Source organism: Dactylosporangium sp. NPDC051087 (assembly GCF_055586325.1).
The window spans coordinates 337628-351288 of record NZ_JBVJIJ010000002.1; the positions used below are offsets into that span (position 1 = coordinate 337628).

Annotated in this window: 11 protein-coding genes and 2 pseudogenes; all 13 read left to right on the forward strand. The window is 72.2% G+C overall.

All coding sequences use genetic code 11. The features are described from left to right. Positions 1-514: 514 nt before the first annotated feature. Positions 515-1090: a DUF2752 domain-containing protein gene (locus ACZ6TV_RS05035; protein WP_465295501.1), complete on the forward strand. Its 576-nt coding sequence runs from the start codon at positions 515-517 to the stop codon at positions 1088-1090. A gap of 12 nt (positions 1091-1102) precedes the next feature. Continuing rightward, on the forward strand, positions 1103-1840 hold the full coding sequence (gene thyX, locus ACZ6TV_RS05040; RefSeq protein WP_465295503.1) for an FAD-dependent thymidylate synthase: 738 nt from the start codon (positions 1103-1105) through the stop codon (positions 1838-1840). Positions 1841-1876: 36 nt separating this feature from the next. After that, positions 1877-2830: a 4-hydroxy-tetrahydrodipicolinate synthase gene (dapA, locus tag ACZ6TV_RS05045; RefSeq protein ID WP_465295505.1), complete on the forward strand. Its 954-nt coding sequence runs from the start codon at positions 1877-1879 to the stop codon at positions 2828-2830. Next, complete coding sequence (locus ACZ6TV_RS05050; protein WP_465295507.1) at positions 2827-4515, forward strand: ribonuclease J; 1689 nt, start codon at positions 2827-2829, stop codon at positions 4513-4515. The genes dapA and ACZ6TV_RS05050 overlap by 4 nt, the downstream gene beginning before the upstream one ends. A 6-nt stretch (positions 4516-4521) precedes the next feature. Next, positions 4522-4923: a DUF2784 domain-containing protein gene (locus ACZ6TV_RS05055; protein WP_465295509.1), complete on the forward strand. Its 402-nt coding sequence runs from the start codon at positions 4522-4524 to the stop codon at positions 4921-4923. 2 nt (positions 4924-4925) lie between these two features. After that, a complete protein-coding gene (locus ACZ6TV_RS05060) occupies positions 4926-7541 on the forward strand; it encodes an FtsK/SpoIIIE family DNA translocase (RefSeq protein WP_465295511.1) in 2616 nt (871 codons plus the stop codon). A gap of 79 nt (positions 7542-7620) precedes the next feature. Continuing rightward, positions 7621-8070, forward strand: a complete 450-nt coding sequence (locus ACZ6TV_RS05065) for a hypothetical protein (protein WP_465296138.1) — start codon at positions 7621-7623, stop codon at positions 8068-8070. Further along, positions 8007-8258, forward strand: a pseudogene (locus tag ACZ6TV_RS05070) (hypothetical protein); the annotation flags it as partial. The gene ACZ6TV_RS05065 and the pseudogene ACZ6TV_RS05070, both read left to right, overlap by 64 nt. Positions 8259-9501: 1243 nt before the next feature. After that, positions 9502-10422 (forward strand): AEC family transporter, encoded by a 921-nt coding sequence (locus ACZ6TV_RS05075; protein WP_465295513.1) that lies wholly within the window; start codon positions 9502-9504, stop codon positions 10420-10422. 8 nt (positions 10423-10430) lie between these two features. Further along, positions 10431-11048, forward strand: a complete 618-nt coding sequence (locus tag ACZ6TV_RS05080) for a helix-turn-helix transcriptional regulator (protein ID WP_465295515.1) — start codon at positions 10431-10433, stop codon at positions 11046-11048. 22 nt (positions 11049-11070) lie between these two features. Continuing rightward, a complete protein-coding gene (locus ACZ6TV_RS05085) occupies positions 11071-11514 on the forward strand; it encodes a DUF3291 domain-containing protein (protein WP_465295517.1) in 444 nt (147 codons plus the stop codon). A 29-nt stretch (positions 11515-11543) separates the two neighbouring features. Next, entirely contained in the window at positions 11544-12992 is a 1449-nt protein-coding gene (rimO, locus tag ACZ6TV_RS05090; RefSeq protein WP_465295519.1) for a 30S ribosomal protein S12 methylthiotransferase RimO, read from the forward strand. Beyond that, positions 12989-13543, forward strand: a pseudogene (gene pgsA, locus ACZ6TV_RS05095) (CDP-diacylglycerol--glycerol-3-phosphate 3-phosphatidyltransferase); the annotation flags it as partial. The gene rimO and the pseudogene pgsA, both read left to right, overlap by 4 nt. Positions 13544-13661: the final 118 nt, after the last annotated feature.

Consider the following 13661-nt stretch of genomic DNA (forward strand, 5'->3'; position numbering starts at 1 on the left):
GGGGGAGCTGTCCCGGTCGTTCGGCATGACCGGGAGTGCTGTCCGCGGTCGATTCGGCCGCGGCTGCTGAGCGGGAGAGCGCGCCGCCGGCCTCGCCACCGTCACCCTGCACACGGCCGCGTCGGCCAGCGACGCCACCGTCCCCGGCCTGTCTGCCGTCGACCCCGGTCGCGGCGACGGGGTGAGCGCCTGGCCGGTGGTGTGGTGCTGAGCGGGTGATTGCTGACGCTTCGCACGTTGGCCGGCTGCAGGGGCCGCCGGCGCGGCGCTGAGTGCCTGACTGACGGTGGGCGCTGTCCCGGTCGGCACTGTGACACCGATTTCGGCTGCGGCCGGCCTCGGCAGGCGGCGGTGCTGAGCGGACGACCGCGGAGCCAGTCCCGGCGGGCGGTCAGCACAGGCGGTGGCGAGGCCGGCACCGGTGCTGCTGCGGCGCCGGGCTGGACCGCGCGGCGCCGCCGGTCCGGTCGTGCGGCCCCTGGCGGGCTGGCCTGCGCGGTGTAGCGTGAATGGCGTGACGTCACCCCTTCAGGCCGCGCCCAGCAGTGACGGGCTGGCGGCGTTCGCCGGTGCGCCGCAGGCAGGCGTGGAGCAGCAGCCTGGGCAGGACCTCCCGCCGCACGCTTACCAGTACAGCTACGTCGCGCCGCCGAAGGGGCGGATCGCGCGGCTGGCCGAGCGGATGCCCCGCTGGGTGTCGCCGCTCGGCTTGACGGCGCTGTTGTCCGGCGGTGTGGCGTACACGTTGCTGATGCGGCCGACCGAGACCAGTGCGACGGCCGCTCCGACGTGTGTCATGAAGCTGTTCACCGGGTTCGACTGCCCGGGCTGCGGTGGCACCCGCGCCGCCTGGTATCTGCTGCACGGCGACATCCCGGCGGCGGCGCACCACCACGCGATGATGGTGTTCGCGACGCCGTTCCTGGTCTACATGTATGTGAGCTGGACCCTCAACCGGCTGGCCGGCCGGCGGGTGCTGCCCACGATGCGGCTGTCCAGCGGCGCGCTCATCGGCTTCCTCGTGGTGTGGTTGGTGTGGTCCGTCGCACGCAACCTGCCCTGGGCGCCATTCTCCTGGATGTTTGTTTAGTACCCTCGTAAAATGCTCTCCGCCAAAGCGATCGCCTGGACGCATTTCGAAGCTCCCGCAGACGTCCCGTGGGAGACCGACGCGGACGGTGGTCAGGCCCTCGCTGAGTTCGCGGGCCGGGCGTGCTACCAGTCGTGGAAGAAGCCGAACCCGGCGACCGCCACCAACGAGGGCTATCTGCGCCACATCCTCGAGGTCGGGCACCTGTCGGTGCTGGAGCACGGGACCGTCACGTTCTACCTGACCGGCGTGTCGCGGTCGTTCACGCACGAGCTGGTCAGGCATCGGCACTTCTCCTTCTCGCAGTTGTCGCAGCGGTACGTGCCGGGGCGCGAGGCCCAGATGGTCGAGCCCGACGTGATCGCCGAGGACCCGGCGCTGCACAAGGTGTTCGTCGAGGCGTCGGAGGCGGCGCTGCGGGCCTACAACGAGCTGCTGGAAGGCCTGGAGGCCAGGTTCAGCGAGGTCGAGAACGGCACGAGCCGGCGCAAGCAGGCCCGGCAGGCGGCGCGGGCGGTGCTGCCCAACGCGGCAGAGACGAAGATCGTGGTGACCGGCAACTACCGGGCGTGGCGGCACTTCGTGACCATGCGCGCGACCGAGGCGGCGGATGTGGAGATCCGCGAGGTGGCGATCGCCTGCCTCAAGGAACTGCAGCGCGTGGCGCCCAACGTATTCGCGGACTTCACCATCACGACCCTCGCGGACGGCACCGAGGTCGCCGCCGCCCAGTACAGCTGGGAATCTTGAGCTGAGCGACCGGAAGGCGTCCGCTAGGTTGTGCGTATGACACGCACCGGTTCCGACCCCGGCCGGCCGTTCGGCCGGCTGCTCAGCGCGATGGTGACGCCATTCCGTGCTGACGGCTCGCTCGACGTCGACGGTGCGGCGCGGCTGGCCGCTCACCTGGTCGACGACCAGGAGCACGACGGCCTGGTGGTCAACGGGACCACCGGCGAGTCGGCGACGACCAGCGACGCCGAGAAGGACCAGGTGCTGCGGGCCGTCATCGAGGCGGTCGGCGACCGGGCCACGGTGATCGCCGGCGTCGGCACCAATGACACGCATCACACGATCGAGCTGGCCCGCGCCGCGGAGAAGGCGGGCGCCGACGGGCTGCTCGTCGTCACGCCGTATTACAACAAGCCCCCGCAGGCGGGCATCCTGCAGCACTTCCGGTCGATCGCGGACTCGTCCGCGCTGCCGGTGATGGTCTACGACATCCCCGGCCGGACGGGCGTCGCGATCGAGACCGACACCATGTGCCGCATCGGCGAGCACGAGCGGATCGTCGCGGTCAAGGACGCCAAGGGCGACCTCGGCGAGAGCGCCTGGGTGATCAAGCGGACCGACCTGGCGTATTACTCGGGTGAGGACAAGCTGACCCTGCCGCTGCTGTCGGTCGGTGCCGTGGGGGTGGTCGGCGTGCCGACGCACGTGTTCGGCCCGGAGACCAAGCGGATGATCCTGGCGCACGAGGAGGGCGACGTCGCCCGTGCTCGAGCGCTGCACCTGCAACTGCTCCCCGCGTTCTGCGGATTCTTCCGCACGCAGGGTGTCATCCTCACCAAGGCCGCCCTGACGCTGCTGGGCCTTCCCGCCGGGCCGGTGCGCCCGCCTCTGGTGTCGGCGAACGCGGCGGAGCTCGGGCGGCTGCGGGAGGATTGCGCTGAGGCGGGCCGCACGATCGGCACCGCGGACCAGATGGCTCATCACAACGACCTCGGAGTGGCCCTATGACAGTGGCACACATCGAGCTCGAACCACCGCCACCACTCACGCCAGGAGCCCTGCGGGTCACGCCGCTGGGCGGGCTGGGCGCCATCGGGCGCAACATGACGGTGTTCGAGCACGACGGCAAGCTGCTCATCATCGACTGCGGGGTGCTCTTCCCCGACGTCGAGCAGCCGGGCGTCGACCTGATCCTGCCCGACTTCTCGTCGATCCTCGACCGGCTCGACCAGGTTCAGGCGATCGTGCTCACCCACGGCCACGAGGACCACATCGGTGCCGTGCCGTATCTGCTCGCCCACAAGCCCGACATCCCGCTCGTCGGGTCGAAGTTCACGCTCGCCCTGGTCGAGGCGAAGCTCGCCGAGCGCCGCATCGAGCCGTACACGCTGACGGTCAAGGAAGGCCAGGTCGAGCGGCTCGGGCCGTTCGAGTGCGAGTTCTTCGCGGTCAACCACTCGATCCCCGACGCGCTCGCGGTGGCCGTGACCACGTCGGCCGGCACCGTGCTGCACACCGGCGACTTCAAGATGGACCAGCTGCCGCTCGACGGCCGCATCACGGACCTCGCCGGGTTCGCCCGTATCGGCGCCAAGGGCGTCGACCTGCTGCTGTCGGACTCGACCAACGCGGAGATCCCCGGGTTCGTCACCCCGGAGCGGGAGATCGGCCCGGTCCTGGAGCGGACGTTCGGCCGGGCCAAGGGCCGGATCATCGTCGCGTCGTTCGCGTCGCACGTGCACCGGGTCCAGCAGGTGTTCGACGCCGCGCACCTGCACGGCCGCAAGGTCGCCCTGATCGGCCGGTCGATGGTGCGCAACATGGGCATCGCCCGCGACCTGGGGCTGCTGCGGATCCCGGCGGGGCTGCTGGTGCCGATCGACGAGGCGATGGGGCTGCCCGAGGACCGGGTCGTGCTGATGTCGACCGGGTCGCAGGGCGAGCCGATGAGCGCCCTGGGCCGGATGGCCAACGGCGATCACCGGCACGTGCAGATCGGCGAGGGCGACATGATCGTGCTCGCGTCGTCGCTGGTGCCGGGCAACGAGACCGCGGTGTACCGGGTGATCAACCAGCTGTCCCGGGCTGGCGCGCTCGTCGTGCACAAGGACGTCGCCAAGGTCCACGTGTCCGGGCACGCGCCTGCCGGTGAGCTGCTGTACCTGCTCAACGTGGTCAAGCCGGGCAACTTCATGCCGGTGCACGGCGAGTGGCGGCACCTGCGGGCGCACGCGCAGCTGGCCCGCGACGCCGGTGTCCCCGACGACCGGGTCGTGCTCTGCGAGGACGGCGACGTCGTCGACCTCGTCGACGGCAAGGCCTCCCTGGTCGGTCACATCCGGTCGCGGTACGTCTACGTCGACGGCCTCGCCATCGGTGACGTGGGCGAGTCGCTGCTCACGGAACGGCGCATACTGGGAGACGGCGGGTTCATCGCGGCGACGGTGGTCATCGACTCGGTGACCGGCAAGGTCGTCGCCGGACCGACGGTGTCGGCGAAGGGCTTCTCCGACGACCCGGCGGTGTTCGCCGCGGTGCTGCCACTGGTCACGGAGGCGCTCAACAAGGCCGCGACCGAGGGCATCACCGATCCGCATCAGCTGCAGCAGATCGTCAGGCGCACGGTCGGCCGCTGGGTCAACGAGGCCTACCGGCGCCGCCCGATGATCGTCCCGACGGTGGTGGAGGTCTAGCCGGAAATGTACGAGGTGCTGGCGTCCACCGTGCTCGTCCTGCACTTCTGCTTCCTGGCCTACGTGGTGCTGGGCGGGTTCCTCGCCTGGCGGTGGCCCAGGGCGTTGTGGCCGCATCTCGCGGCCGCCGCCTGGGGCCTCGCCGTGGTGAGCATCCCGCTCACCTGCCCGTTGACGCTGGTCGAGCACTGGGCCCGCCGTAAGGCCGGCGAGACCGGCGTCGGGAAGGGCTTCATCGACCAGTACATCGAAGGCGTCCTCTACCCGGAGCGCTACACCCATTTGTTGCAGGTGTTGGTGGGGGTGGTGATCGCCGTCTCCTATGCGGGGATCTTCGTGCACCGCAGAAAGCGCCGGAACACGAGTGCCGGCTCCGAAGAAATGTCGGAGCCTACCGCTACGGTGTGACCATGGCGGGCCGCACCTCTCAGGCCGGCCGCGGTGGCACCTCCAGCACCCGCGGCGGATCGAGCACGCCGTCCAAGCGGACAACTCCGGCGAAGCGGACCCCGGCCACCGCCACCGCCTCCACGGCGGCGACACGGCGGACCCCGGCGAAGCGGGCGACGCCCGTGCGCCGCACGGCGGCGTCCCGGCGGCGCGGCGGCGCGGTCGTCGCCACCCCGCTGGGGCTGCTCGGCCGGGGCATGATCGCGGTCTGGATGGGTGTCGCGCATGGCGTCGGCTGGGCCGCCCGTGCCGTCGGCCGCCAGGCCGCCAATGCCCGCGAGCTGGACCCCGCGCACCGCCGCGACGGCGCCGGCCTGGCCCTCATCGGCCTCTCCGTGCTGCTCACCGCGGCGCTGTGGTTCCAGTCGGCGGGCCCCGTCGGGCACTGGCTCGCGGGGATCTGCCACACGTTCATCGGCGGCGCCTCCGCGGTCCTCCCGGTCCTGCTGCTCGTCGGCGGGATCCGGGTCATGCGCTCCGACCCCGAGGACGAGCACCGCGGCCGCGGCCTCGTCGGCTGGAGCGCGCTGTTCATCGGCGGCACCGGCCTCATGCACCTCGCCGCCGGCGGCCCCGAGAATCCGGCGCTCATGGACAAGGCCGGCGGCCTGCTCGGCCGCGCCGGCGGCGGCCTGCTCGACAAGGCCGTCACCACCTGGGTCGCCGTGCCCCTGCTGCTCATGCTCGCCGGGTTCGGCCTGCTGGTCGTCACCGCCACCCCGATCAGCCGCATCCCGCACCGCTGGCGGCAGCTGCGCGACCTCGCCCTCGGCCGCGTCGAGGACCCGACCCTCGACGTCGACGAGGAGTTCGAGGAGCTGTATGACGAGCCGGAGCCCCGCCCGGCCCGCAAGTCGCCGCCCCGCCGCCGGCAGGCCTCACTGCCGCACCCCCTCGACGACGAGGACGGCGGCCCGCTCGGCTATGACGCCTCGGCGCCCGACCTCGGCCTCGACGACGACGCGATCGTGCACGACACGGTGGTGCTGCCCCGCCCCGCGACCGGCTCGCGGAAGAAGGCGAAGGAGCGGGAGAAGGACCCGCCGGAGCACTCGCCGCTGCCGACCCGCGCCGAGCAGCTCGCGCTCACCGACGCCGACTACAAGCTGCCCCCGCCCGACCTGCTCGGCACCGGCGACGCGCCGCGCGGCCGCACCCGCGCCAACGACGAGGTGACCGCCGCGCTGCAGGGCGTGTTCGAGCAGTTCGGCGTCGACGCCCTCGTCACCGGCTTCACCCGCGGCCCGACGGTGACCCGCTACGAGGTCGAGGTCGGCCACGGCGTCAAGGTCGAGCGGATCACCGCCCTGTCGCGCAACATCGCCTATGCGGTGAAGTCGCCCGACGTGCGCATCCAGAGCCCGATCCCCGGCAAGAGCGCCGTCGGTGTCGAGATCCCCAACCCCGACCGGGAGAATGTCGCGCTCGGCGACGTGCTGCGCTCCCGCGTGGCGGCCTCCGACCACCACCCGCTGATCGTCGCCCTCGGCAAGGACATCGAGGGCGGCTACGTGGTGGCCAACCTGGCGAAGATGCCGCACATCCTGATCGCCGGCGCGACCGGCGCGGGCAAGTCCAGCTGCCTCAACACGCTGCTGGTGTCGCTGCTGACCAGGGCCACGCCCGACGAGGTCCGGCTGCTGCTGGTCGACCCGAAGCGGGTCGAGCTGACCAGCTACGAGGGCATCCCGCACCTGGTCACGCCGATCGTCACCAACCCGAAGAAGGCGGCCGACGCCCTCGACTGGGTCGTGCGCGAGATGGACATGCGCTATGACGACCTGGCCGCCGCCGGGGTCCGGCACATCGACGACTACAACCGCAAGGTCCGGGCCGGGCAGATCACCGCGCCGCCGGGCAGCGAGCGGGTCATCCGGCCGTATCCGTATCTGCTGGTCGTCGTCGACGAGCTCGCCGACCTGATGATGGTCGCGCCGCGCGACGTCGAGGACTCGGTCGTCCGCATCACGCAGCTCGCCCGCGCCGCCGGCATCCACCTGGTCCTCGCCACCCAGCGCCCCAGCGTCGACGTCGTCACCGGCCTGATCAAGGCCAACGTGCCGTCGCGCCTGGCGTTCGCGACGTCGTCGCTCGCCGACTCCCGCGTCATCCTCGACCAGCCCGGCGCCGAGAAGCTGATCGGCCGCGGCGACGGCCTCTTCCTGCCCATGGGCGCCTCGAAGCCCATCCGCATCCAGGGCGCGTGGGTCAGCGAGACCGAGATCAACGACATCGTCAAGTTCTGCAAGGACCAGCGCGAGCCCGAGTTCCGAGAAGGCGTCACCACCAAGCCCGAGGACGCCAAGAAGAAGGTCGACGAGGAGATCGGCGACGACCTCGACCTGCTGCTCCAGGCGATCGAGCTCGTCGTCACCAGCCAGTTCGGCTCCACCTCGATGCTGCAGCGCAAGCTGCGGGTCGGCTTCGCCAAGGCGGGCCGCCTCATGGACCTGATGGAGACCCGCGGCATCGTCGGCCCCTCGGAAGGCTCCAAGGCCCGCGACGTCCTCATCAAGCCCGACGAACTCCCCGAGGTCCTGGGCGCCCTGAAAGCCACCGAAGGCGACGACGAATAGCTCCCAGTCGCCGAAAGCGGCGGGCACGACCAGCTCCTGCCGATCCGGCGACGGCCAGTTTCCGCTGTTCGTCGGTCGCGTGAATGCTGCCGAGGGCGACGACGACTGCTCCTGGTCACCGAAGGCGTCGACCGCGGCTAGGTCCTGCCGTTTCGGTGACGGCCAGTTTCCGCTGTTTGTCGGTCGCGTGGATGCCACCGAGGGCGACGACGACTGCTCCTGGTCACCGAAGGCGTCGACTGTGGCGAGGTCCTGCCGTTTCGGTGACGGCCAGTTTCCGCTGTTTGTCGGTCGCGTGGATGCTACCGAGGGCGACGACGACTGCTCCTGGTCACCGAAGGCGTCGACTGCGGCGAGGTCCTGCCGTTTCGGTGACGGCCAGTTTCCGCTGTTCGTCGGTCCCGTGAATGCCACCACCGACGACTGGGTCCCGCCGCTCGTCGGTCCCGCGGCCGCATTGTCGACGTGTCGTGGGCGCTCGCGATCGCCCGCCGCCCCGACGAGCGTCATGGGGTCGACGCTCAGGTGATGCCCAGTGATGACGGCATCGTGGTCCGGCTGCCCGACGTGGCTGACGAGCCGCCCGGCGCTGACCTGTCGCGTTCGACCCCGGTGGGATCGCCGGAGTTGTCGAGGAGACCGTCGGCACGAGGTTCCGCGAGGTTCCGCCCGTGCGCTGCTGCCTCGCGTGACCCGTGCCGCCGTCAGTCGCTGTGGTAGCAGTAGTGCTCCGCCCCCGCGTTGCTCCTGTCCCGCCGCGACCCGTTCTCGGGTGGTGCGGGCGCCGAGGGCCCCGCGACCCGCGCCGCTGGCCGCTGTGGCAGTGCTCCGCCCCCGCGTTGCTCCTGTCTCGCCGCGACCCGTTCTCGGGTGGTGCGGACGCCAGGGGCTCGCGGGCCTGCCACCGCCAGCCGGTGTGGCAGCTGCGGCAGCGGTCGGCCCAGCAGCGCACCCGGCTCGTCCGCCGTGAGATGCCGACCATCGCTGCTCGACGTCGCCCGCGACCACGGCGACTTCCCGATCACGCTTGAGGTCGCCCACCGCACCGGACGCGTGTGCCGTCGCGGGCCGGCCCGTTGCACCGGCCGGGTCGCGCTGTTCCTGTCGGCCAGTGGTCCTGGTGGTGAGGGGTTGACGGCGCGGCGCTGGCCGAGCCGGGTGAGGTGCAGGCGATTGTCGGTGGCGGTCGGCTGCGCCGCTGCTCGGTTCGCGTTCCTGGTGGTGAGTGCTTCCGGCGCGGCGGGTCCGGTGGCGCGGGCCGTGCCGGTGAGGTGTCGACGGTCGTCGGTGCCCTCGTGATGCCCGGGGGCTGCGAGGCTCCGTTCCGCCCGTGGCCGCCGGACCGCCACGCAGACCCGGCGGCCACGAAGCCGGTCGAGGGGATCGTCCGCTGCCCGCGCGGCGGCCGAGCAGCCGCGGATGGCCCTTGGTCCGCCCCGGTCGACCACGAACCTGCGGGCCCGGATCGTCGCGGCAGTACATGCCGGGTCGTGATGACGGTGGTCCGACCGGCAGTGGCCGGATACGCCGCCACACGGGCGCCGGGTGCGCATGGCCTCGGCCGCGAAGACCGCGAGCCGCCGGCCGGTCTGCGCCGCGTACGTCGGGCCTTCGAGGGCGGTGATCTGCCCGTCCCGCGGAGGCGGCTCGTGCAAGTCCGCAGGACGTGTGCGAGGTGCACGACGGGCAGGGTCCGCCCGGCGGGGTCGGCAAGAGGTCCACGGGCGTGGGGCAACCGGTCGCGGCGCAAGCCAGTGCTGTTGCGCACTCCGGGCGGGGGATGCGGCAGCCGCCGGGTGGACGGGTGCGAAGGTCCGGGGGAGAGGGCGGCACGGCGACAGGCGAGGTGACGTGACGTGGGCGGACGGGCAGGCAGGGCAGGCATGCTGCCCCCGGACCGCCGGGACCTGCCGGTGACGGGTCACCAGCCGCCGCCGGCCCGGGATCGTCCGGTGCGGGCGTGTTAGCGGCGTTCGTGCCGATCTGGGCACTCACCGGCGTCGGGTACGTGGCGGGGCGCACGGGTGTCCTCGGGTTCGGCGCGGTCGACGTGCTCGGGCGGTTCGTGTTCTACGTGGCGATGCCGGCGGCGCTGCTCGACACGCTGACCAGGCAGCCGATCACGGGGCTCGCGGGTGGAGGGGTCGCCGCGTTCGCGGGGGCGACGGTCGTGGTCGGCGCGGTCGGCATCGGTGTCGCGCGGTGGGTGTTCCACCGGCCGCTGGGGGAGCAGGCCATCGCCGGGATGGCGGCCGGGTACGTCAACGCGGGCAACCTCGGCATCCCCGTGGCGGTGCAGGTGCTCGGGGACGCGTCGTTCATCGCGGTGGTGCTGCTGATCCAGACGACGGTCCTGACGCCGGTGATCCTGGGGACGCTCGACCTCGCCCGGCACGAGCAGGGGGCGGGGCGGTGGCGGCGGCTGGCCACGGTGCCGCTGCGCAGTCCGGTCATGCTGGCCTGTGTGGCCGGGGTGCTGCTCGGCGCCGCCGGGGTGGACCTGCCGCGGCTGCTGGCCGGGGTGGTCACGCTGCTGGGCGACGCGGCCGTGCCGTCGGCGCTCGTCGCTCTGGGGTTGTCGCTGGTACGCACCGCCGCCCCCGACCAGATTCCGGCCCGGCCCGCCGAGGTGGCGTTGTCGGTGCTGCTCAAGTCGTGTGTGCAGCCGGTCGTGTGCCTCGTGCTCGCCAGGTACGTCTTCGGCCTGCACGGCGACGCGGTGTTCGCGGCGGTCCTGTGTTCGGCGCTGCCGACGGCGCAGAACACGTTCGTGTTCGCCCGCGCGTACGGGGTCGACGGCCGCTTCCCCCGTGACGCGGTCGTCGCCTCGACGGCGGTGTCGATGGTGACCCTGACGGTGGTGGCGGCCCTGCTGGGATAGTTGGTCGGGTGGATGCCGCAGCGATCGCCGCGCTCGCCGAGCCGCAGCGCCGGGCCGTGTACGAGCACGTGGCCGCTGCCGGGGCGCCGGTCAGCCGGAACGCGGTCGCGGACGCGCTCGGCATCGGGCGGAACCTCGCGGCGCACCATCTGGACCGGCTGGCCGAGGCGGGGCTCGTCGAGGTGTCGTTCGCGCGGGTCAACGGGCGCAGCGGGCCGGGCTCGGGGCGACCGTCGAAGCTGTACAGGAGGGCCGCCGCCGAGCATGAGCTGAGCCTGCCGCCGCGGGACTACCGGACTCTGGCGACCGTGTTCGCCGACGCCGTCGAGGAGGCGGGGATCGAGCCGGTCCTGTACGAGGCCGCCCGCCGGCAGGGGGCCCGGCTGGCGCCGGGGAGCCCGGAGGACGACGAGGCGCTGCTCAGGGGCCTGGGGTACGAGCCGTACGAGGACGGTGCCGTGTGGCGGCTGCGGAACTGCCCGTTCGACGGTGTGGCGAGGACCCATGCGGCGCTCGTGTGCGGGGCGAATCTCGCGATGCTGGAGGGGGCTCTCGGTGACCGCGTGAGCATCGATCCCCGGCCGGAGGGGTGCTGTGTGACCGTTCAGCGGTACCAAAAACAATGACTACTGGTTTTAGAATGCCGGCATGACCTCACACCTCGCGCAGCTCAACATCGGGCGGACCGTCGGGCCCAAGGACGACCCCCGCATGGCCGGCTTCTACGGCGACCTGGACCGCATCAACGCCCTCGCCGACGGGTGGCCCGGGTTCGTCTGGCGGCTCGTGGACGAGGGGGGCGCCGACGCGACGTCGCTGCGGCCGTTCGGGGACGACCTGATCGTCAACCTGTCGGTGTGGGAGAGCCTCGACGCGCTGCGCGATTTCACGTTCCGCAGCGGTCACCTCGACGTGCTGCGACGGCGGCGCGAGTGGTTCGTGCCACTCGGGGACGTGTATGCCGTCAACTGGTGGATCCCGGCTGGGCACGTTCCCACCGTGGTCGAGGCGGGGCAGCGGCTGGACCTGCTGCGGCGCAACGGGGCGTCACCCGATGCGTTCACGTTCCGCGACCCCTTCCCCGCAGCCTGAGCCCCGATCCGCCCGGTACCCTCGACAGCATGCCCACCAACGCTGAGCGTCGCGTCGCCCTGCTCACCCTCGGCTGCGCCCGCAACGAGGTGGACTCCGAGGAGCTGGCGGCCCGGCTCGCCGCCGGTGGCTGGGCGGTCACCACCGACGGCACCGACGCCGACGTCGTCGTCGTCAACACCTGCGGGTTCGTCGCCAAGGCGAAGCAGGACTCGATCGACACGCTGCTCGCGGCGGCCGACACCGGCGCCAAGGTCGTCGCGACCGGATGCCTCGCCGAGCGCTACGGCGAGCAGCTCGCCGGGGAGCTGCCCGAGGCCGACGCGGTGCTCGGCTTCGACCACTATCCGGACATGGCGGCGCGTCTCGACGCGATCCTCGCCGGCGAGACGATCGCGTCGCACGCGCCCCGCGACCGGCGCACCCTGCTCCCGCTGACCCCGGTCGCCCGGCAGCAGGCGGCGACGGCCGAGGTGGTCGTGCCGGGACACGCCGCGGGCAACCTGCCGGCGCACCTGCGCGGCGTGATGCGGCAGCGCCTGGAGAAGGGACCGGTCGCGCCGCTGAAGCTGGCCAGCGGCTGTGACCGGCGGTGCACGTTCTGCGCGATCCCGTCGTTCCGTGGCGCGTTCGTGTCCCGGACCCCCGACGAGATCCTCGCTGAAGCCGAGTGGCTCGCGTCCACCGGCGTCCGGGAGCTCGTCCTCGTGAGCGAGAATTCCACGTCGTACGGCAAGGACCTCGGCGACCCGCGCCTGCTGGAGCGTCTCCTGCCGCAGCTCGCGGCCGTCAGCGGGATCGTCCGGGTCCGGGTGTCCTACCTCCAGCCCGCCGAGACCCGCCCCGGCCTGGTCGAGGCGATCGCCACCACGCCGGGCGTCGCGCCCTACTTCGACCTGTCGTTCCAGCACTCCAGCGAGCCCGTGCTGCGGCGGATGCGTCGCTTCGGCTCGACCGAGCGCTTCCTGGAGCTGCTCGAGTCGGTCCGCAAGCTCGACCCCGACGCCGGCGCCCGCAGCAACGTCATCGTCGGCTTCCCCGGCGAGACCCGCGAGGACGTCGACGAGCTGGCCCGCTTCCTCACCGAGGCCCGCCTCGACGCGGTCGGCGTGTTCGACTACAGCGACGAGGACGGCACCGAGGCCGCCGACCTGCCCGACAAGGTGTCCGAGAGCGACATCAAGAAGCGGTACGACTGGATGAGCGCCCTCGCCGAGGAGCTCTGCGCGCAGCGGGCCGCCGACCGGATCGGCTCGCACGTCGACGTCCTCGTCGACTACCAGCTCGACGACTCGGTCGAGGGCCGCGCCGCGCACCAGGCGCCAGAGGTCGACGGCTCCACCACCCTCGTCGCCGGGGACGGGCTCGACCCGTTCCAGCTGCGCCCCGGCGACCTGGTCCGGGCCAAGGTCGTCGACAGCGTCGGCGTCGACCTGGTCGCCGTCCCGATCGAGATGATCAGTCCGGCGGACTCATGACGGTGGTGAAGCCCGTCCCTCTGCTCAACGCGGCCAACGTCCTGACCGTCGTGCGGATGGTGCTCGTCCCGGTCTTCGTCGTCTTCGTCGTCGCGGGCCGGATGACCGACACCGGCTGGCAGCTCGCGGCGGGCCTCACCTTCGTGGTCGCGTCGGCGACGGACTACGTCGACGGGTGGGTCGCCCGCACCCACAACCTGGTCACCTCGTTCGGCAAGGTCCTGGACCCGATCGCCGACAAGGCCCTCACCGGCGCGGCGCTGGTCCTGCTGTCGCTGTACGAGCGGCTGCCCTGGTGGGTGACCGTCCTCATCCTCGTGCGCGAGTGGGGGGTCACCGCCCTGCGCTTCTGGGTGATCCGGCACGGCGTCATCCCCGCGAGCCGGGGCGGCAAGGCGAAGACGGCGCTGCAGATCCTCGCGATCGGGTGGTATCTCACCCCGCTGCCCGACTGGCTCGCCGCGGTCGGTCCGTGGCTCATGGCCGGCGCGCTCATCGTGACCGTCGTCACCGGCCTCGACTACGTCCTGCGGGCGTACCGGGTGCGCCGCGACTCCCTGCGCCGGCGCGCGGGGAACTCCGACGGAGCCGCCGGCGGCGGCCAGGACGGTTTCGGCGGCACCGACCGCCTGGCGCCGCAGGACCCTATGCTCAGCGCCCCGGTCGCGG

Excerpts from the sequence above, each read along its gene's own strand:
- thyX (WP_465295503.1), top strand. The coding sequence starts at position 1,103 with ATGCTCTCCGCCAAAGCGATCGCCTGGACGCATTTCGAAGCTCCCGCA.
- dapA (WP_465295505.1), top strand. The coding sequence starts at position 1,877 with ATGACACGCACCGGTTCCGACCCCGGCCGGCCGTTCGGCCGGCTGCTC.
- ACZ6TV_RS05050 (WP_465295507.1), top strand. The coding sequence starts at position 2,827 with ATGACAGTGGCACACATCGAGCTCGAACCACCGCCACCACTCACGCCA.
- ACZ6TV_RS05055 (WP_465295509.1), top strand. The coding sequence starts at position 4,522 with ATGTACGAGGTGCTGGCGTCCACCGTGCTCGTCCTGCACTTCTGCTTC.
- ACZ6TV_RS05060 (WP_465295511.1), top strand. The coding sequence starts at position 4,926 with ATGGCGGGCCGCACCTCTCAGGCCGGCCGCGGTGGCACCTCCAGCACC.
- ACZ6TV_RS05085 (WP_465295517.1), top strand. The coding sequence starts at position 11,071 with ATGACCTCACACCTCGCGCAGCTCAACATCGGGCGGACCGTCGGGCCC.
- rimO (WP_465295519.1), top strand. The coding sequence starts at position 11,544 with ATGCCCACCAACGCTGAGCGTCGCGTCGCCCTGCTCACCCTCGGCTGC.